Source organism: Neisseria sp. P0008.S002, assembly GCF_051962805.1.
Taxonomy (GTDB): domain Bacteria; phylum Pseudomonadota; class Gammaproteobacteria; order Burkholderiales; family Neisseriaceae; genus Neisseria; species Neisseria perflava.
Genome location: NZ_JBQCUY010000002.1, coordinates 1 through 23,300, shown reverse-complemented (window position 1 = coordinate 23,300; position 23,300 = coordinate 1). Strand labels below are relative to the sequence as shown.

Sequence of the window (23,300 nt, the reverse complement as noted above, 5' to 3'; positions counted from 1 at the left end):
GACGGCCTGACCTGTTTTTTTGCTTTTTACCTTATTGGCTTCACATGTCCTTACTCTCTTCCCACGCCGACAACCCGACTTTCCGCAACGCTTCCTATATCCTGATGGGCTTGGCCTTGCTGATTGTCTTGCACTACCATTTTCTGCCGCTGCTGCTGTCGGTTATCCTGACCTATATCTTTATTACGCGCACCAACGGCGTCATCCTCAAACTCCGCCGCCGTGTTTTACCGCGCAACACGCGGCTGCATAAGTCGCTCAATGCGCACAATATCAACCTAATTTCCACCACGCTGACGCTGGCCATCGTATTCAGCATCATTGCGATGATGTCTTTGGGCATTTACCACCTGATACATGGCGGCCACGTCGGCTTTATGCTGGCCAAGCTGGCGGCGATTTTGGAAGACACCAAAAACAGCCAAGACCTGCCTGCTGCCATTCTCAATATGCTGCCCAACAATATGGCCGAAATCAAAGCCTCGGCAATCAAGCTGATTGAAGAATACCGCGCCGCGCTGACCCGTATCAGTAAAAACAGCATCACGTCCTTCGTGTACATCCTCATCGGCATCATCATCGGCGCCATGCTCAGTTTCCACCGCCTGGAAATGCGCAAAAACCGCCATAAAATGCCGCTGTTTAAAGCCGAATTGATGCGGCGCATCGTCAATTTTGAAACCAGCTTTGAGCGCGTGTTCCTCGCCCAAGTCAAAATCTCGCTGATCGACACCTTCCTGACCGGCCTGTACCTTTACTTGGTTTTGCCGCTGTTCGGCGTTGACCTGCCGTTTAAAATGACCGTCCTGATCATCGCCTTTATCGTCGGCCTGATTCCGGTGGCAGGCAACCTGATTTCCAACACCATCATTATTATTTTGAGCCTCGGCGCATCGCTTTACGTCGCACTCGCATCGCTGGTTTTCCTCGTTGTCATCCACAAGCTCGAATATTTCCTCAACGCCAAAATCATCGGCTCGGAAATCGAATCCAGCGCATGGGAATTGCTGGTGGCGATGGTCGTCTTTGAACGCATTTTCGGCATCGGCGGCATCATCGTCGCGCCGGTTTATTACGCGTATCTGAAAAACGAATTGAAACTGCGAAAATTGATTTAATCAGTTGCGTTTATACACATCAAAGGCCGTCTGAAAACGACAATCGGGTTTTCAGACGGCCTTTGCTTTACCTTTTCTTACACTTTACGGCATAATGGCAGCCACGCATTTCTAGAAGAAAGATAAACAATGTCAACCAAAACCCCATCCCTATTCGGCGGAGCGATGATTATCGCCGGTACGGTTATCGGCGCAGGCATGCTTGCCAACCCGACCGCCACCTCCGGCGTATGGTTTACCGGCTCGCTGGCCGTGTTGCTGTACACCTGGTTTTCCATGCTCTCCAGCGGCCTGATGATTTTGGAAGTCAACACCCATTATCCGCACGGCGCCAGCTTCGACACTATGGTTAAAGACCTGCTCGGCCCGGCTTGGAACGTCATCAACGGCGTTGCCGTCGCTTTCGTTTTATACCTGCTCACCTACGCCTACATCTTCGTCGGCGGCGACCTGACCGCCAAAGGCATCGGCAGCGCGGTAGGCGGCGAAATTTCGCTCACCATCGGCCAACTCGTCTTTTTCGGCATTCTCGCCTTTTGCGTTTGGGCATCCGCACGCTTGGTTGACCGCTTCACCAGCATCCTCATCGGCGGCATGGTATTGACCTTTATTTGGGCAACCGGCGGCCTGATTGCCGATGCCAAAATGCCTGTCCTGTTTGACACCCAAGCCCCTGCCGGCACCAGCTACTGGATTTATGTCGCTACCGCCCTGCCCGTTTGCCTTGCCTCATTCGGTTTCCACGGTAACGTCTCCAGCCTGCTCAAATACTTTAAAGGCGACGCGCCCAAAGTGGCCAAATCCCTATGGGTAGGAACGCTGATTGCGCTTGTGATTTACATCCTCTGGCAAATCGCCATCCAAGGCAACCTGCCGCGTAACGAGTTCGCACCGGTTATCGCCGCAGAAGGACAAGTTTCCGTCCTGATCGAAACGCTGTCCAAGTTCGCCCAAACCGGCAATATGGACAAAGTGTTGACCCTGTTCTCCTACATGGCGATCGCAACCTCCTTCCTCGGCGTAACGCTCGGCCTGTTCGACTACATTGCCGACATCTTCAAATGGAACGACAGCATCTCCGGCCGCACCAAAACCGCCGCACTGACCTTCCTGCCGCCTTTGATTTCCTGCCTGCTCTTCCCTACCGGCTTCGTTACCGCCATCGGCTACGTCGGCCTGGCCGCCACCATCTGGACCGGCATCATCCCCGCCATGCTGCTCTACCGCTCGCGCCATAAATTCGGTGCCGGCAAAAACTACAAAGTTTACGGCGGATTCTGGCTGATGGTTTGGGTCTTCCTCTTCGGCATCATCAACATTGCCGCCCAAATATTGAGCCAAATGGAGCTTGTTCCCGTATTTAAAGGTTAAATTCCCTTAAGGCCGTCTGAAACACCCTCTTTCAGACGGCCTAATTCATTATTTTCCGCTACAATATCCCCTTTCCCCCCAACGAACACCGTCCATGTACGACAATATCCGTTTCCATCTCGACGAAGACTATCCCGACCAGCTCCCGCCCGAAAACGCCGCCACCCACATCGGCATGTACTGGCAGTGGGCGGCGCAGGCAGGCCTCGTCAACCCCGTCTGGCAAACCGCCCCCGAAACCGCAGCCGACTTCGCCGCCATGACCTCGGGCAAAATCAGCGGACGGCACTTCCTGCTCAAACACATGGACGGCGCATTGACAGCGGACGACTTTACCGAACTCGGCCAACGGTTTACCGAGTTCTACTACACCGACGAAGAAGACGGCTACGGCGCATTTATGGAAGACTACGTCCTCGCCCTCGACACGCCCTCGCTCGGCGGCTTCTACCACGTCAAAAACACCCCGGAAACCTTCGCCAAACTGACACCCGTTTTTCAGACGGCCTTTGAAAAATGGAAAAGCAGTTTGAAAGCAGAAAAATAAGAGCCCAAACCATGAAACTCATCATCCTCGACCGCGACGGCGTCATCAACCAAGACCGCGACGATTTCGTCAAATCCGTTGACGAATGGATTCCCATCGAAGGCAGCATGGATGCTATCGCCTTTTTAACGCAGGCAGGCTACACCATCGCCGTGGCCACCAACCAATCCGGTATCGGCCGCAAATACTTTACCGTGCAAGACCTGACTGAAATGCACGCAAAAATGCACCGCCTTGCCGTTCAAGCAGGCGGTACCATCGACGGCATTTGGTTTTGCCCGCACACCGCCGCCGACAACTGCGAATGCCGCAAACCCAAGCCCGGCATGATTATCGACATCATCGAACGCTTCAAGGCCAATGCCGCCGAAACCTGGCTGGTCGGCGACAGCCTGCGCGACCTGCAAGCCATTGATGCCGCAGGCGGCAAATCCGCGCTCGTCCTGACCGGCAAAGGCAAAAAAACACTGGCCAAACACGAGCAAGAACTGCCCGAACACACCCAAGTCTTCGACAACCTGCTCGCTTTCTCGCAATACATCATGCGTGAAAACACACAAATCGAAGAAGCCGCGCAAGCCATCCTATAAACGACAAGGCCGTCTGAAACCAGCCGACAACGGCGTTCAGACGGCCTTCAAACGACAGACTTTTCCCAGATATGCTGATTATCCGCAACCTGATTTACTGGCTCATCCTTTCCTCTAGCATTATTTTGCTGTTCCCCTTTATGCTGCTTGCCCTGCCCTTCCAAGGCGGCGCACACAAAATGGCGCAAATTTGGGTGCGCATCCTCAACTGGTCACTCAAGCACATCATCGGTTTGAACTACACCTTAAGCGGCGCGGAAAACATTCCCGACCACCCTGCCATTATTTGCGCCAAACACCAAAGCGGCTGGGAAACCCTCGCCCTGCAAGAGATTTTTCCGCCGCAAGTCTATGTTGCCAAACGCGAACTCTTCAAAATCCCTTTCTTCGGCTGGGGCTTGAAGCTGGTCAAAACCATCGGCATCGACCGCAGCAACAGCCGCGAAGCCAACAAACAACTCTTAGAACAAGGCCTTGCGCGTAAAAACGAAGGCTATTGGATTACCATTTTCCCCGAAGGCACACGCCTGCCGCCCGGCGAAAAAGGCCGCTATAAGCTCGGCGGCGCGCGCATGGCAAAAATGTTTGAGATGGACATCGTCCCCGTCGCGCTCAACAGCGGCGAGTTTTGGCCGCGCAATTCCTTCCTCAAATACCCCGGCACGGTCAGCGTCATCATCGGCAAACCCATTGCCCACAACAACGGCAATGAAGCCGAACTCATGGCTCAATGCGAGCAATGGATCGAAAGCCAACAGCCCCTGATTACCGGACAAGGCCCGTTCGCGCCCAAAACCAAATAAATCATTCCATCGGGTGGGCCGCTATACCCGCCCTTTCCATGCCGTCCAATATTTTTCTCAACATCATGCCCCACCTCCATACCCATACCCTTTCAGACGGCCTCACCATTCATATCCAGCTCAAACGCAGTGCCAAGAAAAACCTCATCTTGCGCCCCGTTTCCGCCGATACCGTCAGCATCAATATCCCTCCGTTTGTTACCCAGCGCACCTTTACCCAATGGCTGAACGACAACGAAGCCATCCTGCGCCGTACCCTAAACAAAACACCGGCTCGGCAAACACCTACAGACACGCTTCCCGAATGGATTTGGTATCAAGGCGTTCAGACGGCCTTGTCCGTCCACGCAGCAAACCACATCCAAATCAGGCCGTCTGAAATTCTGTTGCCCGAAAAAGAAACCGCCGCCCAACTTACCCATTTGCGCCGCTTCCTGCACGAGCGTGCGCACGAATATCTGCTACCGCGCCTCGAAGGCCATATCCGAACCACCCACCTGACCCCGAGCGCCATTTCCCTTTCCAACGCCAAAACCTTCTGGGGCGTTTGCCGCCACACCACCGGCATCCGCCTCAACTGGCGGCTCATCGGCACGCCCGAATATGTCGCCGACTACGTCTGCCTGCACGAACTCTCCCACCTGCGCCATCCCAACCACAGCCCTGCATTTTGGGCTCTAACCCACTCGCTCACGCCGCATGTCGACCAAGCCGAACAATGGCTGAAGGCGCACGGCGGCGAATTATTCCACCTCGGCTAAGTCTTTCCAGCAGCATTTTTCTGCAAGCAAACACCAGCCCAAAGCAAAGAATCAACGTCCTCCAAACAAATCATGTAGCCGCGCGTAAAATCAGGTTTATCCGCTTGCCGCCCCCTCAGGCATGCCGATAAGATGATTTCGTTCTCAAAACCCTTTTCAGAAAGGAAAACCGATGACCAAAGCAAAATCGTTACTGGCCACCGGCATTTTGGCTCTTTTCTCCGCCACGGCATTCGCCTCCCCGCTGCCTTCCGAAATTTACCGTCCGGATGGCGCGCACACCATCAAAGCCGATCATCAAGGCGACGGCGAATTTGAATACGAAGCCGAACTTTCCGGCCAACGCAATTCCATTCCTTCCTTGGCCAAAAAAGTGATCGCCCACGCGCGCAGCAAAGGTTTCCATGTGGTTGAATCTGAAATCAAACACGACGATGCCGATCTGAAATTCAAACGCGGCAAACAAGAGCTGGACGTTTCCATCGAAGACAAAGGCCAAGGCCGCATCGAATACAAAGCCGATTTGGACTTGGACAAAAACTAAATCCGACTCGCAAACAAAGGCCGTCTGAAATCCCATCAGGTTTCAGACGGCCTTTTGTCGTCTTTATCAGATAAAATGGCACTCGGTTTGCAAAATTTCCGACTCAAAACATTGTACAATCTGCCCACTTATACCGATAACATCCCCAACATTGCCATGAGAAAACGTCTGTTCCTCCTCGCCATCCTTCCCCTTTCCCTTCACGCCGCCGATGTGCCGCCTGATGTAAAACCCGAGCTTCAAGTCAACACTGCCGAACCCCAACAACCCGAAGCGCACAATATCCCTGCCGAGCAGACAAACAGGCCGTCTGAAAAAATCATCAACGTCGATGCCGACATCCTGCTTGCCAACACCGAATTGCTGGCACGCGCCATGTATTCCGCCGTCGTCGCCCACAACATCCCCGGCATCAAAGCCGTTTTGCCCATTTACGAACAATGGCCCGAACACGACCGCGCCATGGCGCGCTATGCCAAAGGTTTGCTTGCCCAATCCGAAGGGCATGCCGCCGAAGCTGTCGGCCATTACCGCCGCTTTATCGCCGAGCAGCCCGATGCCTCCGCCGTCCGCTGGCAGCTTGCAACCGCCTTGTTTGAAGACAAACAAAACGAAGCTGCGGCCGACCAGTTTGACAAACTGCAAACCGAATCCCTCCCGCCCGCCTTGCAAGAACGCATCGAAACCTACCGCAAAGCCCTGCGCGAACGCGACTCATGGCAATTCAACGCCGGCTTGAACATCACGCGCGAGCAAAACATCAACCAAGCTCCCGGTCAACGCCGTCTTGGCAACCACCTGAGCGACGAACAATGCCGCGCCGTGCGCCTTGCCTATCCCGACGACTGCTTCCGAGGCTGGACATTCCCCGAACCCATCGATGCCACCGCCGTCCACTACCAAATCGGTGCAGAAAAAAAATGGTCGTTGCCACACGGCTTCTATGCCACGGCTGGCGCAGACCATTACGGCAAAATCTACCCCAAACACACCAACTACAACGACCTCACCACACGTTTCTCGGCAGGCATCGGCTATGCCGACCAGCGCAACGATATCGGCATTACCCCGTTCCACGAGCGCCGCTTCTACGGCAATGACCCCTACACCTACACCAACGGCGTACGCCTCCACTACAACCATTGGTGGCAACCCAAGCTGCAAACCCTCAGCGCATTTGAAGCAGGCCGTCTGAAAAACAGCCGCCGCGAGCATTCCAACAACACCAGCCAACTGCTCAGCAACTCCATCGTTTACTACCGCAACGCGCGCCAATACTGGGTGGCCGGTATCGACCTCTACCGCGAACGCAACCGCGACGACAAAGGCGACAGCTTCAACCGCTACGCCCTGCGCACCACATGGGGACAAGAATGGCCCAAAGGCCTCTCCACCGTCCTACGCCTCAGCGCCGCCCAACGCCGTTACCAAGCCCCCGGCTTCTTCAGCAACGAACAAAACCGCCGCGACAAAGAAGCTTCCGCCTCCCTGAGCGTATGGCACCGCGCCCTCCATTTCAAAGGCATCACCCCGCGCCTGACCATTGCCCACAACAAAACATGGAGCAACGACAAGTTCTACGAATACGGCAAAACCAAAATGTTTGTCGAATTGAGCAAAACGTTCTGACAAGTACGTTGAATCCGCGAATCAAGCATAAATACCGCCACACCTGCTTACTGATTTACAAGACAGATTCAAACTTTTACAGATACCGGATAAATAGATTTTTTAAGGCATAATGTCTTATTAAATTCATATTTATCAAATAGATGAGATTTAAGCCAATATTACTTTACAACGTAACGTACAACACTACATAACGCTACAAAAAAATCAGGCCGTCTGAAACCCGACTTGGCGTTTCAGACGGCCTAAGTATTCGTTATCATATCCGCTTACCTCTTCAGAAAGTATGATGATGAACGCCCTAAACAAAACCCTCTTATCCGTTTCTGTCGCGCTGGGATTGAGCGCCTGCGCTTCCGTCAAAACCACAGACACCTACGACCTAGACTTCTCCAAACAAAAATACACCGAACAAAGCATCGAAGTGAACGGTCAAGCCATCAAATTCCGCGCTTACGAAGGCGTGGTTTACGTCCGCAATCCTGTCGATACCCGTTACGAAATCATCAATATTTATGTACCCGAAGCCTATTACAACGGCGGCAAGATAGACGGTTTCAACGCCGAAACCGCACCGATTTTCCTGCCCAACCAAATCGGCGGATATATGCCTGCCGAACCGGGCAAACCCGCTTTAGAAGGCAAACGCGGCGAGCCTGAAGACGGCCAAAAATCGCCTAACGCCGCCCTGGTTGCCCTCTCCAAAGGCTACGTCGTCGCATCCCCTGGCGCACGCGGCCGGACAGAACCCACCGGCAAAGCACCTGCCGCCATCGTTGATTTGAAAGCCGCCGTCCGTTACCTTAAAGCCAACGACAAAGTTATGCCCGGCGATGCCGAAAAAATTATTTCCAACGGCACAAGCGCAGGTGGCGCGATGTCCACCCTCTTAGGCGCAACAGCCGACCAAAAAGATTACGAAAACCACCTCAAAGCCTTAGGTGCGGCAGACGGCAGCGACAAAGTTTTCGCCGTATCCTCCTACTGCCCGATTACCGATTTGGACCATGCCGATATGGCTTACGAATGGCAGTTCAACGGTATCAACGACTACAAAAAAATGAACATTTCCATGCTCGACTACCGCGTCAAACGCGAGCTGGTCGCCGGCACGCTGACCGATGACGAGAAAAAACTGTCCGACCTCCTCAAACCCCTATACCCCGCATACCTCAACAGCCTGAACCTGAAATCCCCCGAAGGCAAACCCCTGACACTGGACGCCCAAGGCAACGGCAGCTTTAAAAACCATATTGCCGGTTTAATTGCCAAATCCGCACAAGCCCAACTTGATGCAGGCAAAGACCTGAGCGACCGCACTTGGCTGACCGTCCGCAAAGGCAAAGTCGTCTCCGTCGATTTCGATGCCTACGCCAAAGCCGCCGGCCGCCAAAAAACACCGCCCGCCTTTGACGGCGTAGATTTAAGCACAGGCGAAAACCAACTCTTCGGCACCAATACCGTCGACAAACGCCACTTCACCGCGTTCTCCATGCAACACAACACCGCCGCTAACGCCGAAATCGCGGATGAAGAAACCATCAAAATCATGAATCCGCTCAACTACATCGGCAAACCAGGCGTAAACCTGCCGCAAAACTGGCGAATCCGCGTCGGCACTAACGACCGCGACACCTCACTGGCAGTCTCCGCCATCTTAGCCGCCAAACTGCAAAACAACGGCCAAACCGTCGACTACGCCCTACCTTGGGATGTCGGCCACAGCGGCGATTATGACTTAGACGAACTGTTTGCCTGGATGAAACAAGTCAGCAGCTCTACAAAATAAGCATTCGCAACATAGATTGAGATGAGATTTAGTATCCCGTTTTAATTAAAGAAAGGCCGTCTGAACATTTCAGACGGCCTTTCTTTTATTTAAATTAAACAACCATTTTTATCATTAGTCGCAAGATACCATCTATTCATTTCTAATGAAAAAAGTACAAATTTAATGGAAAATACACACCTTCAAACTCAATTACTTTTAAAAAACGAATGCGCTCCTTCCTTCACATCCTCAAAAAAATCGGCAAAATAGTGCTGATCATCCCTATTTTTGCCCTATTGTATTTTTTGTCTGCTTGGATGATGGCTTCATTGCCGCTTAATGAAGAGCAGCCAAAAGGAGACATTACGTTATTTCTAGTCAGTAACGGCGTGCATACTGATGTAGTCATGCCGCTGAAGAATGATATTTTTGATTGGTCGAATGTCGTCAATCCAAAAGACACGCTTTCTACTAATCCTCAAATAACGCATATCGGTTTAGGCTGGGGGGAACGCAATTTTTATTTATACACGCCTGAGTGGAAAGATTTGACTTTCTCCAATGCTTTAGGTGCATTAAGCGGGCTGAACCGTACGCTGATTCATGTTACTTATTATCCTTTTGAACCACGAGAAAATAGCCACGTCGTCAAATTTTTGGTCACGCCTGAGCAATACAGGAATTTAACAAAATCGCTCTTGGCCGGTTTTCAACAAAAAAATGGGCACCCCATCTTGCTAAAAGGAATTCATCATCAATCTAACGATGCTTTTTACGAAGCCAAAGGGCGCTATCATTTATTCAATACTTGTAACACTTGGTTGAATGACAAATTGGTTGAAAGCGGCCTTAAAGGCGTGTATTGGACTCCTTTCTCTTCGCCCTTGCTGGAACAATATCGATAGCCTTCACGCTTCTCAATTTTTGGTCTATGTAAGACTTCAGGCCGTCTGAACATTTTCAGACGGCCTGTATTTTGATAAAACCCCAAAACCCTTTATTATATAAATAAAATTCTTAAATAGCATTAAATATTAATTTTTATAAACAAACTGATTTTAAATTCTATAAAATAATTAAAATAAAGAAATTTTAGAATAAAATTGCTAAAACAAAAAACTAAGCCTTGTTTAATTCTGCTAAAACCTGTAACCTGTATCAAAAATAAACAAGAGAGTTCATCATGTCCCAACACCACCCTACTGACGATATTAAAATTAAAGAAGTCAAAGAGTTACTTCCTCCAATCGCGCATTTGTATGAGCTGCCTGTTACGCCTCACGTTGCCAATTTGGTTTATAAAACACGTCATGAGATTTCGGATTTGGTTCACGGCCGCGACAACCGTTTGCTGGTCATCATCGGCCCATGCTCGATTCACGATACTAAGGCGGCGGTAGAATATGCGCAAAAATTGCTGCCCTTGCGCAAAAAATATGAGAAAGAGCTGCTGATTGTGATGCGCGTGTATTTTGAGAAACCGCGTACAACCGTTGGCTGGAAAGGCCTGATTAACGATCCTCACTTGGACGGTACGTTTGACATCAACTACGGCCTGCGCCAAGCGCGTCAGTTGTTGCTGACTTTGAACGAAATGGGCATGCCTGCTTCGACTGAATTCTTGGACATGATTACGCCGCAATACTACGCCGACCTGATTTCTTGGGGCGCGATTGGTGCGCGTACGACTGAAAGCCAGGTACACCGCGAATTGGCCAGCGGCCTCTCCTGCCCTGTCGGTTTTAAAAACGGTACGGACGGCAATCTGAAAATTGCCATTGACGCCATCGGCGCCGCCAATCATCCACACCACTTCTTGTCTGTAACCAAAGCCGGTCATTCCGCGATTGTCCACACCAGCGGCAACCCTGACTGCCATGCGATTTTGCGCGGCGGTAAAGAGCCTAATTACAGCGCAGAACACGTTAAAGACGCTGTTGCGCAGCTTCAAAAAGCCGGCGTGAGCAGCAAACTGATGGTGGACTGCAGCCATGCCAACAGCCGTAAAGACTTCCGCAAACAAATGGATGTAGCACGCGATGTTGCGGAGCAGCTGAAAGCCGGTGAAGAAAACATCATGGGCGTGATGGTAGAAAGCCACTTGGTTGAAGGCCGTCAGGACAAGCCAGAGGTTTACGGTCAAAGTATTACAGATGCCTGCATCGGTTGGGATACGACTGAAGAATTGCTGGCACTGCTTGCCGAAGCGAAAAGTTACAAAGCATAAGTGCGAAACCATTAAAAAGACCGGATATGTTCCGGTCTTTTTTGCGTCTGTCATTTTGATTTCTTTGCTCAATATCCCGAGCAATTTTTAGTCAGGTTCGACGTAAAAACAATATGTTAGAAAATATTCAGGCCGTCTAAAAACCCGATCATTCAGGTTTTCAGACGGTCTCTCCTACTTTTCTTTTCAATTAAAACGTGTGTTTAACCGTTGCAGTCACACTACGCGGCGTGCCGTAAACGTGAATATCCGGCATGGTGCGATAGCGTTTGTTAAAGACGTTTTCAAAGTCCAAACTGATGCGGGTGGATTTGCCGATTTTGTAATGACCGGTCAAGTCCAGCGTTGCATACGGACGTTGGGTCAACGCGGCCGCGGCAGCCGGATTGATGTCTTCAGGATATTCATCCAGCGTGTGGCTGCGGCTTTGCCAGTTGACGTTGGCACCTACGTTCAAACGGTCGGTCACGTCATACGTGGTAAAGAGTTTGAACAAATGAACCGGATAAGACGGATGCAGTTGAACCCCTTCGCTGTCTTTGATTTTAGAACGTGCATAAGACGCATTCAACAGCCATTTATCGCTCAGGCGGCCGCCGACAGAGAGCTCCACGCCTTTTGTTGTGGTGTTGTCGGCTGCACGGTAGTATTCCTCGCCATTCGCGAATTTGCCTGCGACAACGCCCAAATGGTCGCGTTTGTTCATAAAGACGGAGGCGGAAGCATTCAGACGGCCTTCAAACCATGACGCTTTCAAACCAGTCTCGTAGGTTTTGCCGCGTTGTGGTTTGAGCGCCGCGCCGTCTTTGGTCAGATAACGCACTTGCGGACGGAAAATGGTGGTGTAAGACGCATAGGCGGTCAAATTGTCGCCGATGTCGTAGGTTACGCCCAAATAAGGAATGAAAACATTTTGTTTGTGGCTGCTGTGTACGAATTTGTTACGGCTGGTGCTGTAACGGTAACGCCAATCCACAAAACGGCTGCCGCCGATAAAGGCGAGCTTGTCGGTCAGTTTGAAACGGGTCGAGCCGTAAACCGACAGGTTTTTCATGCGTGAAAAACCATCGCGCAGATATGGCATATCGGGTTTGGCGATGTTGCCGTCAAATTTACGCAAATCGGGAATCATCGACTCGCCTTCTTCGTAGAAAGAAAGGTTTTCTTTGTTGTCCTGATAGCTGATGCCCGCATTGAACTCATGCGAACGGCCCAACGCCGGATAATGGCCGTCCAAGGCCAGCGCAAAATTCTGATCGCGGTATTTGCTGCGGTCGCGGTCTGAAGTGAAAAGTGCAGAGTAATCGGGATTGATTTCAAATGTACCGGCAATGCCTGAAACGATGTCGTTTTTACCCGAAACATGGCTGTAATCGCCTGTCAGTTTCCAGCCGTTGTCAAACTCATGGCTGAGGGAAGTGAATACTTCGGCACTGGTGTCTTTGCCGTATGCCCAGCGCGCGGAAGAATTGCTGCGCGGCGAAGACTCAAACGGTATGAATCCAGTACGGCGCGAACCTGCTGCGGTCAGGTAGCTGAAACGCGAGCTGCCGGTATTGCGGAAACGATGTATTTCCGTACCGAGGCGCCATTGGGTTTGCGGCGTGATATCGTAAGACAAAGTGCCGTAGAAAGTGTGATTGTGGCGCGAAGTGTTCGGCAGGTAATCGCCGCCATGGTCGCTGACCAAAATAGCGCGGCCGCGCAAGGTATTGTCTGCATTCAAAGGCTGATTGGCATCAAGGACGAAGCGGTAATGGTTCCACGAACCGACTCCGGCTTCTACGCTGACGGCAGGTTTGGCAGTCGGTTTTTTGCGTTCCAACGCAACCGTACCGCCCGGCTCGCCCATACCGCCGTTGGACAAACCGCTTGCGCCACGTACGACGACGACTTGTTCGTACAATGTGCTGTCCAGATTGTTGGTGCCGCGGCGGATGGCTTTACCGTCGTAAAGGAATTTGGGCGCGCCGTCTACGGAAATGCTGTCAATCGCCTGACTGCGCGAAATAAACTGGCTGTGGCCGGAGACGTTGTTACCCATTTTGCTGTGAAACACGCCCGGCGTTTGTTTCAACACGTCCTGCAAGGTATCCAAACCTTGGTCGTCCATTTGTTTTTCGGTAACGACAGACAAGGACTGCGGCGTTTCGCGCTGGGTCAGGCGGATGCCTGTCGCGGCAGAGGAAGCGGGAATGGTGTAGTTGGAAGTAGTCTGTTTTCCGACACCTTGGACGGTAACTGTCGGTAAATCGACACGTTCTTGCGGCTGGGTATTTTCTACTTCGGTCGCGAAAGAATACGCCGAACACAGCGCCAGACTGACGGCAAAGCTTAATTTGCCATAGGGAAATACAGGTAGTGACATAGCCTCTCCAATTAGCTTATCTTTACAATTTGGTCGCAGATTCTATCAAAAAGATGTAGTCCGATGAAACTATGTTCTAATCACTATTTTCTAAGTAGTTCGTTTAATTCAAAATATTTATTTTCAAACTAGTCCTAATTAACTAAAAAGGCCGTCTGAAAACCCGTATCATCAGGTTTTCAGACGGCCTTAATCTTTTTATTACAAGGTAATCAGTCTGCCAATTTTCGTGCCAATTCTGCCAAACGTTTACCTTGCGCAAAGGCAATATCGTTTTCTTCGGCAGTCAATGCCGGCTTGCTGTCATGGCCGGAAACATGGCTTGCGCCGTAAGGCGTGCCGCCGCTTTGGGTATTGCTGAGCGCGGACTCGGTATATGGAATGCCGCTGATGACCATGCCGTGGTGCAACAGGGGCAGCATCATGGTCAGCAAGGTGCTTTCTTGGCCGCCGTGCAGCGAAGATGTGCTGGTGAATACGGTGGCAGGCTTGCCGACGAGTTCTGCGCCGAGCCAAAGGGGAATGGTGCCGTCGATAAAGTATTTCATTGCGGCGGCCATATTGCCGAAACGTGTTGGGCTGCCGAGCGCAAGGCCGGCGCAATTTTTGAGGTCGTCGGCAGTCGCGTATGGCGCGCCTTCGTCTGGAATGGCTTTTTCAACGGCTTCGCAAACGGTGGAAACTTTGGGAACAGTACGCAACACGGCTTCGCAACCGTCCACGCTTTCGATACCGCGTGCGATTTGGCGGGCAAGGTTGCGCGTGCTGCCATTTTGGGAATAAAAGAGGACGAGGATTTTCAGAGGATTTGGGTTCATTTGGGGTTTCCGTTACAATGCTGTCAGGTTTCAGACGGCCTTTTAAATACTCGGGCCGTCTGAAAAGAAGAAATTTCAATTTAAAAGTGGGAAAAGGTTATGCCGTTTTCGCAATGGTGGCAAGGTTTTTTAAAGAGTAAAGGCGTAGCGTTCGCTTGGTTTGTCGTGCGCCGTTTTGATGACGAGCGTGTGCCGCAGGTAGCGGCAAACATGACGTTTACGACACTTTTGGCTTTGGTGCCCGTGTTGACGGTGATGGTCGTCATCGCTTCGGCCTTCCCCGTTTTCGACCAATGGTCGGGGGAATTTGTCTCTTTTATCAACCGCACCATTGTGCCGCAGGGCGCGGATATGGTGTTTGACTACATCAATGCGTTCCGCGATAAGGCCACCAAGCTGACGGCCATCGGTAGTGTGATGTTGGTCGTAACCTCGCTGATGCTGATTCGGACCATAGACAATGCGTTCAACCGGATTTGGCGCGTCAATTCGCAACGGCCTTGGATGATGCAGTTTTTAGTGTATTGGGCGTTGCTGACGTTTGGGCCTTTATCTTTGGGCGTGGGCTTGTCGGTCGTGATCGGTCAGGTGCAAGTGGTAGGCGGATCAGAATGGCTGAGAATTATCACTGCGGTTTCATTTATTACGATGCTGCTGTGGGGCTTATACCGCTTTGTGCCCAACCGTTTCGTGCCGGCAAGCCATGCTTTGGTCGGCGCGGCCGTAACGGCGTTTTGCTTGGAAACGGCACGCTTTTTGTTCGCTTGGTACATGGGCAACTTTGACGGCTACAAATCGATTTACGGCGCATTTGCCGCGGTACCTTTTTTCCTGTTGTGGCTCAACCTGTTATGGACGCTGGTATTGGGCGGCGCGGTTTTGACCTCGTCCCTGTCCTACTGGCGCGGCGAAGCGTTCCGCCGCAGTCTGGATGCGCGCGGCCGCTTTGACGATGTATTGAAAATCCTGCTGCTGCTCGATTCTGCCCAACAAAGCGGTAAGGCGTTGCCGGTGCAGGAGTTCAGACGGCATATCAATATGGGCTTCGACGAATTGGGCGAGCTTTTAGAAAAACTGGCGCGACACGGCTATGTCTATTTCGGCCGTCAGGGTTGGGTCTTGAAAATGGGGGCGGAGTCCATCGACTTGGCCGAGCTGTTCAAACTCTTTGTCTACCGCCCGCAAACGCTCAACAAAGACAAGGTCAATCAAACGGTTGACCACATCATGCAGCCCTGCTTGGAAACCTTGAACATGACGCTGGCCGAGTTCGGCGCCCATACGAAAAAACAATCCTCTTAAACGTGACGCCGTCTGAAACCAAAAATATCAAGTTTCAGGCGGCCTTTGCTATAATCGGCACACTACTGAATACTACATTCGACCTACAAGGAAAAATAGATGAAAACACCAGCCCTACTCTCGCTGCTCGGTTTGATTCCATCTGCCGCCTTCGCCGCCCACGGCGTAGGCCTTGGCCAACCACCCAAATATCCGGCCAACTTCACCGCTTTCGAATACGTCAATCCCAACGCCCCCAAAGGCGGCACGTTTACCACGCCTTTCCTCGGTGCTTTTGACACGCTCAACCCCTTTACCCTCAAAGGCAACCACGAATACGGCATCAGCATGCTGACGCTCGACACCCTGACCGAGCAAAGCATGGACGAACCTTACGCCGTTTACGGCCTGATTGCCGAAGACATCGCCCTGGCGCCGGACGGTCTTTCCGTTACCTTCAAAATCAACCCCAAAGCCAAATTCCACAACGGCGACCCCGTTTTGGCCAAAGACGTTGCCGCTTCATTTAACATCCTGACCAAAGACAAAGCCGCCGCCCCCATGTACCACTTCTACTGGAGCGACGTAGCCAAAGTAGAAACGCCCAACGACCGCACCGTCGTATTCCGCTTCAAGCAGCGTAACTCAGAATTGCACATGATTCTCGGCAGCCTGCCCGTCTTCTCGCATAAAAGCTATCCAAAAGGCCTGGCCGCCGCGCCCAACAGCCTGCCCATCGGCTCCGGCCCCTACCGTTTTGCCAAAGCTGAAAACGGCCGCATCAGCGAGTTTGTCCGCGACAAAAACTACTGGGCGCAAAACCTGCCCGTGCGCAAAGGCCGCTACAATTACGACCACATCCTCATCAAATACGTCAAAGACGAAGTTGTCCGCATTGAAGGGTTAAAAGGCGGCCAATATGACTTTGTACAAGAAAACGTCGCCCGCAACTGGGCGCGCGCCTACTCCGACGAAGTCCTCAAAAAACGCAACCTGTCCAAACACGAATGGCTGCAAAACAGCACCGCAGGCATGCAAGGCTTCGTCATCAATATGCGCCACAAGCCCTTGGACAATATTTACGTCCGCCGCGCCTTGATTGAAAGCTTCGACTACGAAAGCGTCAACAGCCGCATCTTCTACGGCGCATACCGCCGCACCGACAGCTTCTTCACCAACAGCACCATGGCCGCAACTGGCAAGCCCGACCGTGCAGAAACCGCATTGCTCAAATCATTGGGCACCAAGCTGCCCGATGGCGTATTGGATCAAGACGTCCCTATGCCGCCGGTTACCGACCCCAAACTGGGCGTGCGCCCGAACCTGCTCAAAGCACGCGCCCTGCTTGAAAAAGGCGGCTACCAATACAAAAACGGCAAAGCAGTCGACAAACAAGGCAAACCGCTGACCTTTGAATTCCTCGCCCCCAGCAAAAACTACGAACGCATTACCGCCAAATGGCAGCGCGACCTCGCCAAAATCGGCATTACCATGAACGTGCGCACCGCCGATTCCGCCGTGTACCAAAAACGCATGAACGACTTCGATTTTGACGTAACCACCGGCTACTACGGCAACAGCGAAAGCCCCGGCAACGAGCAATACGACTACTTCAGCTGCGCCGCCGCCAAAACCGAAGGCAGCCGCAACCTGTCCGGCGTCTGCCATCCCGCGGTCGAAAAACTGCTGACCCATTTCAACAGCTTTACCAACCGCCAAGAGCTGCAAACCACCTCGCGCGCGCTCGACCGACTGATCCGCCACCAATACACCATCGTTCCAAACTGGTTCGCCGACCGCTACCGCGTCGTGTACCGTAACGATGTAGGCATTCCGTCCAAGCTGCCGAAATACTACGACCCCATTACCTTCGCCATGACCGCAGGCTGGAAGAAAAAGTAGTCGCATTTCGACAACACGTCCAAGCGTCTGACAAGCCCTTGGCGTGTAGTCCTAAGCATAGAATCATAAAACCTAGTTGTTTGTTTAAAAACAATCAATCGGCTGATTCAACACAAACATAAAAGAAAAAACAACTTAAAGCCAAATCAAAGGCCGTCTGAAACATCCGTCAGCAAAATCATCTGCAACGGAACATTTCAGACGGCCTTTTTGTCTCTTTTCAATCCATTTTCGCAACCGAAGCAAAATATCGAAAATGAACAAAAAAATTGCAAAACAATGCCCTCAAATTTTACAAAACCGTGTACACTGCAAGGTAAGAGTTTGAATTATAAGGTTAATCTTAATAAAAACTACAATCATCCAAATTTAACCTAAATCAAGCATTCATATAACAGACAAAAGGAACAATAATATGGAAATCAAGCGTCTCTCTACCATTCTCAAACTGATTGCCAACCCCGAACGTATGGCCATTCTTTTTCTACTGCTTGACGGCGACCGCAGCATTACCGAACTGGCACAAGCACTCGACTCCTCCCCAACCGGCATCGCCAACCACCTCGCACGCCTGCGCACCGAAGGCATCATCGATTTCACGCGCTACCACCGCATCATCGAATACCGCATCATCTCCGAAGAAGCCACCACCATCCTCAATACCCTGCGCACGCTCAAAGACCCAGCAGCATAAACAAATTATTCCATATCACAACATCAAGGCCGTCTGAAACATCAGCTTTCAGACGGCCTGCCACTTTCAGCCCATATCGAAAAATAAACCAATCCGCTATACAATACCGCCCATTCCCACAGGCGCAATCCGCCGCCTTCCCACCCAACAGCACACACGGAAACATCATGAAAATCGCCACTTGGAACGTCAATTCCCTCAACGTCCGCCTGCCCCAAGTACAAAACTGGCTGGCCGACCACCAAGCAGACATACTCGCATTACAAGAACTCAAACTCGACCAAGACAAATTCCCGGCAGCCGCCCTGCAAATGATGGGCTGGCACTGCGTCTGGAGCGGCCAAAAAACCTACAACGGCGTCGCCATCATCAGCCGCCACGAACCGCAAGACGTACATTGCGGTCTGCCCGCCCTCCCCAATGACCCACAACGCCGCGTCATCGCCGCCACCATCAACGGCGTGCGCATCATCAACGTCTATTGCGTCAACGGCGAAGCCCTGGACAGCCCAAAATTCCAATACAAAGAACAATGGTTTGCCGCATTGACCGAGTTCGTCCGCGCAGAAATGGCCGTTCACCCCAAACTCGTCCTGCTCGGCGACTTCAACATCGCCCCGGCCGATGCCGACTGCTACGACCCCGAAAAATGGCACGAAAAAATCCATTGCTCCTCCATCGAAAGACAATGGTTTAAAAACCTGCTCGACCTCGGCCTGACCGACAGCCTGCGCAAAATCCACCCCGAAGGCGCGTTCTACACATGGTTTGACTACCGCGGCGCCATGTTCCAACGCAAACTCGGCCTGCGTATCGACCACATCCTCAGCAGCCCCGAACTCGCCGCCACCCTTACCGACGTCACCGTCGACCTAGAAACCCGAGCCCAAGAACGTCCCAGCGACCACGCACCGGTAATTGCCGAGTTTGACTGTTAGATTTTAAAGCAATATAAACAATAAGGCCGTCTGAAAACTTTAAATGGTTTTCAGACGGCCTTATTGTTTGGCGTAGCCACTCAAGCATGGTTAGCAGAAATACATGGCTAATGAGTACCCACTTTACCTCACTGTGTTTTACTTATGCCACCATTTAAAGCGTATCTTCTCCCCTACTTTCCACGCAACGGATGATCCAATCTTCAAACTGTCGCCATTGGGCCTCTTCGGCATAGGTGGCGGGATCGGCGGCATCGTGGATAAAAATATCGAAGTTGGGTTCGGTGCGGGACAGGTCGAAGCCGAACCAATCTCCCATGCTGTGATGCGCTCCGATGATAAAGATTTCGCCTATGTCGGGGTGTTCGTCAGGCGGCAGGTCGTCAAGTTCTTCGCGCAATAGTTGTTGGTAATAGAGATTTTGTTCTTGCAGTTGGACGAGATTGTAGATTTCTATTTTGGGCGTTTGCGATACGGTTTGATCGATCATGCTGGTGTGCCACGAATAGAAAAAATCCCCCGCGCCACATTGCTGTAAAAATAAATAATAGCTTTCAGGCAGCTTGTTCTGCGTATATCCGCGTATCGCCTGCAATTCATCAGTTGAAAGGGGATGTACATTAAAATTCAGATGGTTGGCGTGAGATACTTGGCTGTTTGCGAGCCAATATTGAAGTTGTTGCAGGGCTTGCGGATAGGTCATGATGGTCGGATTCTTTTTTTAAATGGATTATCGTTGGGCTTTGAATCAACTGGCGGGAATCAGCCTATGCGTTATTATATTCGTTGCCTGAAATGAAACAAAGGTCGTTTGAAAACGGATTCACGGTTTTCAGACGACCTTTGCACTAAGAGATTTTCAGACGACGTTTGAGGTCGTCTGAAAGTTTGAACCAATGGTTTGAACGGCAAAGAATGCGTGCATACCACACACACCCTACACCTCAGATTTAAAGTTTGTGCTATCCTCAGGTAGTGTGTGTGGCGTATCCACGCATGCGGTTAGTCATGTAGGCTACGGTTTGCTACGGTTTGTTTTTGAAAGGCTTCTAATCTTAATTTTAATTTCTTTGCATTTTTATAAGGGATTGATTGAAAATATATTATTAAACTCAATAAAATATTAAAAAATGCACATAAAATATATAATAAAATTTTCCAATTATCGTGTTTAAAGCCAAGAATATATGAATATACTCCTAGACAAAATAAAATAAATGCGAGTATATAATATGTAAATGCATCTACAAGCCAATCAAGCCAGGAAATATGAATTGTAAGTTTTCCATCATTCATTCTCATATACCTATAACTTTTAACAAGTTGATTAAACGTAAATTCACCATTTAAAAATTTATGAAAATCTATTATTTTTTCTATAATAATAACTTCTGCATTAAATTTGAATATTCGAGCAAAATATTCCCTAATGAGTTCGTTTTCTAAGAAATACCTCACATTAGATTTATGTTTTGTATTGGCTATAACCTCTTCTAAAAATTTTCTACGAAAATTTCGTCTTTCTGATAAGTATTCTAATACTCCTCTGAATCTAAAAATGATAATAGCCAATACCATAGTAAAAATTATTACTATAATGAATCCATAATTACCTTTTTCAATGTTACTAAGAATTAAATCTGTAAGTTTCTCTTCCATATCATGGTCTCTGAAATTTAAAAATTATTCTGCCCCAAACAACAACCCTTCCTTAATCCCTCGAATCCTATCTCTCAACACAGCAGCCTCTTCAAACTGTAAATCCCGAGCCGCCTGCTGCATGGCTTTTTCCAGTTTGGCAATTTCTTTCAAGGCATCTTCTTCATTGTGGATTTCGCCGACTTTAACCTTGTTTTTGCCTTTCAGACGGCCTTTGCCGCTGTCTTCTTCGTGGTACACGCCGTCGATGATGTCTTTGACCTGTTTTTTAATCTGCTGCGGCACGATACCGTGTTCTTCGTTGAATTTAATTTGTTTTTCGCGGCGGCGTTCGGTTTCGTCGATGGCGGCTTTTATGGAGTCGGTAATTTTATCGGCGTACAGGATGGCAACGCCGTTCACGTTGCGCGCAGCGCGGCCTATGGTTTGAATCAGGCTGCGGTGGGAGCGCAGAAAACCTTCTTTGTCGGCGTCGAGGATGGCGACGAGGGAGACTTCGGGGATGTCGAGGCCTTCGCGCAAGAGGTTGATGCCGACCAGTACGTCAAACAGTCCAAGCCGCAAATCTCTAATGATTTCAACGCGCTCTACGGTGTCGATGTCGCTGTGCAGGTAGCGCACTTTGATGCCGAGTTCGCTGTAATAGTCGGTGAGTTGCTCCGCCATGCGTTTGGTGAGGGTGGTAACGAGAACGCGTTCGCCTTTTTGGATACGGTCGTTGATTTCGCTCATTAAGTCATCGACTTGGGTGGCGACGGGGCGGATGATGATTTGGGGATCGACCAGCCCTGTGGGGCGGACGACTTGTTCGACCACTTGTCCAGCGTGTTCTTCTTCGTATTTGGCAGGGGTAGCGGAGACGAAGACGGTTTGCGGCATGACTTTTTCAAATTCGTGGAATTTGAGCGGTCGGTTGTCGCGGGCGGAAGGCAGGCGGAAGCCGTAGTCGACGAGGTTTTGCTTGCGCGATGCGTCGCCTTTGTACATGCCGCCGATTTGGGTTACGGTAACGTGGCTTTCGTCGATGAACATGATGGCGTTGTCGGGCAGGTAGTCCATCAGCGTGGGCGGCGGTTCGCCTTCTTTTTTGCCGGAGAAGTGGCGGGAGTAGTTTTCGATGCCTTTGCAGAAGCCCATTTCGTAGAGCATTTCGAGGTCGAAACGGGTGCGCTGCTCGATGCGTTGTTGTTCGACGGGGCGTTGTTCGCTGGCGAAAAATTCGATGCGTTCGCGCAGTTCTTCTTTGATAGACTCGCAGGCGCGCAAGACGGTGTCGCGCGGGGTAACGTAGTGGCTGGACGGGAAGACGGTGTAGCGGCCGACGCGTTGAATAAGACTACCAGAAAGTGGGTCGAACATATCGAGGCGGTCGATTTCGTCGTCGAACAGGCTGATGCGCAAGGCGTTTTCGGAGCTTTCGGCGGGGTACACGTCAATCACGTCGCCGCGCACACGGAAGCTGCCGCGTTTGAAATCCAAATCGCCGCGTTCGTACTGCATGGAAACGAGCGTGGCGATGATGTCGCGCTGCTCGATGGTGTCGCCTTCTTTGACGGACAACACCATTTGTTGATATTCGGTCGGGTCGCCGATACCGTAAATGGCGGATACGGTGGCGACGATAATCACGTCGTTGCGCGTCATCAGGTTTTTGGTAGCGGAAAGGCGCATTTGCTCGATGTGTTCGTTGATCGCGCTGTCTTTTTCGATGAACAAGTCGCGGCTGGGCACATAGGCTTCGGGTTGGTAATAGTCGTAGTAGGAGACGAAATATTCCACCGCGTTTTCGGGGAAAAACTCGCGCATTTCGGCATAAAGCTGGGCGGCAAGGGTTTTGTTGTGCGCCATGATGATGGCGGGGCGGCCGCTTTGCGCAATTACGTTCGCCATGGTGTAGGTTTTGCCCGAACCGGTTACGCCGAGAAGGGTTTGGTAGGCAAGGCCGTCTGAAAGTCCTTCGAGCAGGCCGGCAATGGCGGTGGGCTGGTCGCCTGCGGGCGGAAATAGCTGATGGAGTTTAAACGGAGAATTGGGATATTGGATGACTTCCATAAGATGGCCTGTTTTATGTTCAGGGAAAGAGAGGATTATAACAAAGGGCCGTCTGAAAATTGATAGTGTGCCAATCTAACAAGACTAAATATTTCATCTCCTTACTTAGCTAACTGAGGTTGGTTGTGTTAGCAGGAACAATTAAATTATCCTCTCCCGAAAGGACGTGCCTGAGCACGTCCTTTTTCTTTATCCGCTTCTCCCTTTCCACCCGATTGTTACCCCAT

At 50.9% G+C, this 23,300-nt stretch carries 20 protein-coding genes; 15 read left to right on the top strand and 5 right to left on the bottom strand.

Annotation, left to right across the window (positions count from 1 at the left end; genetic code table 11):
• The first annotated feature begins 44 nt into the window (after window positions 1-44).
• The 11 genes from ACTHSA_RS01960 (at window position 45) to aroG (ending at window position 11,361) form a co-directional block, all read left to right on the top strand.
• The gene (locus ACTHSA_RS01960) at window positions 45-1,118 is read left to right on the top strand and encodes an AI-2E family transporter (protein ID WP_039862536.1); all 1,074 of its coding nucleotides are present in this window, start codon (window positions 45-47) and stop codon (window positions 1,116-1,118) included.
• Window positions 1,119-1,247: 129 nt separating this feature from the next.
• Complete coding sequence (locus ACTHSA_RS01955; RefSeq protein ID WP_004520950.1) at window positions 1,248-2,489, top strand: aromatic amino acid transporter; 1,242 nt, start codon at window positions 1,248-1,250, stop codon at window positions 2,487-2,489.
• Window positions 2,490-2,583: 94 nt separating this feature from the next.
• Window positions 2,584-3,036 carry a DUF7832 domain-containing protein gene (locus ACTHSA_RS01950; RefSeq protein WP_049336905.1) on the top strand — a complete coding sequence of 151 codons (453 nt, stop codon included), beginning with the start codon at window positions 2,584-2,586 and terminating at the stop codon, window positions 3,034-3,036.
• Between the two features lie 11 nt (window positions 3,037-3,047).
• A complete protein-coding gene (gene gmhB / locus ACTHSA_RS01945; RefSeq protein ID WP_070584588.1) occupies window positions 3,048-3,626 on the top strand; it encodes a D-glycero-beta-D-manno-heptose 1,7-bisphosphate 7-phosphatase in 579 nt (192 codons plus the stop codon).
• Window positions 3,627-3,697: 71 nt separating this feature from the next.
• Entirely contained in the window at window positions 3,698-4,429 is a 732-nt protein-coding gene (locus ACTHSA_RS01940) for a lysophospholipid acyltransferase family protein (protein WP_440367633.1), read from the top strand.
• Window positions 4,430-4,467: 38 nt separating this feature from the next.
• Window positions 4,468-5,190, top strand: a complete 723-nt coding sequence (locus tag ACTHSA_RS01935) for a M48 family metallopeptidase (RefSeq protein WP_004520946.1) — start codon at window positions 4,468-4,470, stop codon at window positions 5,188-5,190.
• 172 nt (window positions 5,191-5,362) lie between these two features.
• Window positions 5,363-5,734 (top strand): hypothetical protein, encoded by a 372-nt coding sequence (locus ACTHSA_RS01930; protein WP_004520945.1) that lies wholly within the window; start codon window positions 5,363-5,365, stop codon window positions 5,732-5,734.
• Window positions 5,735-5,890: 156 nt separating this feature from the next.
• Entirely contained in the window at window positions 5,891-7,363 is a 1,473-nt protein-coding gene (locus ACTHSA_RS01925) for a surface lipoprotein assembly modifier (RefSeq protein ID WP_440367637.1), read from the top strand.
• Window positions 7,364-7,655: 292 nt separating this feature from the next.
• A complete protein-coding gene (locus ACTHSA_RS01920) occupies window positions 7,656-9,152 on the top strand; it encodes a subtype B tannase (RefSeq protein WP_440378799.1) in 1,497 nt (498 codons plus the stop codon).
• A gap of 209 nt (window positions 9,153-9,361) precedes the next feature.
• Window positions 9,362-10,039 (top strand): TIGR02117 family protein, encoded by a 678-nt coding sequence (locus ACTHSA_RS01915; protein WP_070625253.1) that lies wholly within the window; start codon window positions 9,362-9,364, stop codon window positions 10,037-10,039.
• A 278-nt stretch (window positions 10,040-10,317) separates the two neighbouring features.
• Window positions 10,318-11,361, top strand: coding sequence for a 3-deoxy-7-phosphoheptulonate synthase AroG (aroG, locus tag ACTHSA_RS01910; protein ID WP_070625261.1), 1,044 nt, complete (start codon window positions 10,318-10,320; stop codon window positions 11,359-11,361).
• A 190-nt stretch (window positions 11,362-11,551) separates the two neighbouring features.
• Here the strand turns inward: aroG and ACTHSA_RS01905 are convergent, their stop codons facing one another.
• Window positions 11,552-13,729, bottom strand: coding sequence for a TonB-dependent siderophore receptor (locus ACTHSA_RS01905; RefSeq protein WP_440378790.1), 2,178 nt, complete (start codon window positions 13,727-13,729; stop codon window positions 11,552-11,554).
• 212 nt (window positions 13,730-13,941) lie between these two features.
• On the bottom strand, window positions 13,942-14,547 hold the full coding sequence (wrbA, locus tag ACTHSA_RS01900) for an NAD(P)H:quinone oxidoreductase (protein ID WP_004520937.1): 606 nt from the start codon (window positions 14,545-14,547) through the stop codon (window positions 13,942-13,944).
• A gap of 99 nt (window positions 14,548-14,646) precedes the next feature.
• Between wrbA and ACTHSA_RS01895 the strand changes: the two genes are divergently transcribed.
• The 4 genes from ACTHSA_RS01895 (at window position 14,647) to xth (ending at window position 19,362) form a co-directional block, all read left to right on the top strand.
• Window positions 14,647-15,849, top strand: a complete 1,203-nt coding sequence (locus tag ACTHSA_RS01895) for a YihY family inner membrane protein (RefSeq protein ID WP_070625264.1) — start codon at window positions 14,647-14,649, stop codon at window positions 15,847-15,849.
• A gap of 99 nt (window positions 15,850-15,948) precedes the next feature.
• Entirely contained in the window at window positions 15,949-17,730 is a 1,782-nt protein-coding gene (locus tag ACTHSA_RS01890) for an extracellular solute-binding protein (protein ID WP_440378789.1), read from the top strand.
• A 415-nt stretch (window positions 17,731-18,145) separates the two neighbouring features.
• Window positions 18,146-18,424: an ArsR/SmtB family transcription factor gene (locus ACTHSA_RS01885; protein ID WP_254342413.1), complete on the top strand. Its 279-nt coding sequence runs from the start codon at window positions 18,146-18,148 to the stop codon at window positions 18,422-18,424.
• 167 nt (window positions 18,425-18,591) lie between these two features.
• Window positions 18,592-19,362 (top strand): exodeoxyribonuclease III, encoded by a 771-nt coding sequence (xth, locus tag ACTHSA_RS01880; protein WP_440367407.1) that lies wholly within the window; start codon window positions 18,592-18,594, stop codon window positions 19,360-19,362.
• 154 nt (window positions 19,363-19,516) lie between these two features.
• Here the strand turns inward: xth and ACTHSA_RS01875 are convergent, their stop codons facing one another.
• From ACTHSA_RS01875 to uvrB, 3 genes are all read right to left on the bottom strand, one after another.
• Entirely contained in the window at window positions 19,517-20,065 is a 549-nt protein-coding gene (locus ACTHSA_RS01875; RefSeq protein WP_440367405.1) for an SMI1/KNR4 family protein, read from the bottom strand.
• Between the two features lie 299 nt (window positions 20,066-20,364).
• Entirely contained in the window at window positions 20,365-21,021 is a 657-nt protein-coding gene (locus ACTHSA_RS01870; protein ID WP_308881600.1) for a hypothetical protein, read from the bottom strand.
• Window positions 21,022-21,045: 24 nt separating this feature from the next.
• Window positions 21,046-23,073, bottom strand: coding sequence for an excinuclease ABC subunit UvrB (uvrB, locus tag ACTHSA_RS01865; protein WP_440367404.1), 2,028 nt, complete (start codon window positions 23,071-23,073; stop codon window positions 21,046-21,048).
• Between the last annotated feature and the right edge of the window lie 227 nt (window positions 23,074-23,300).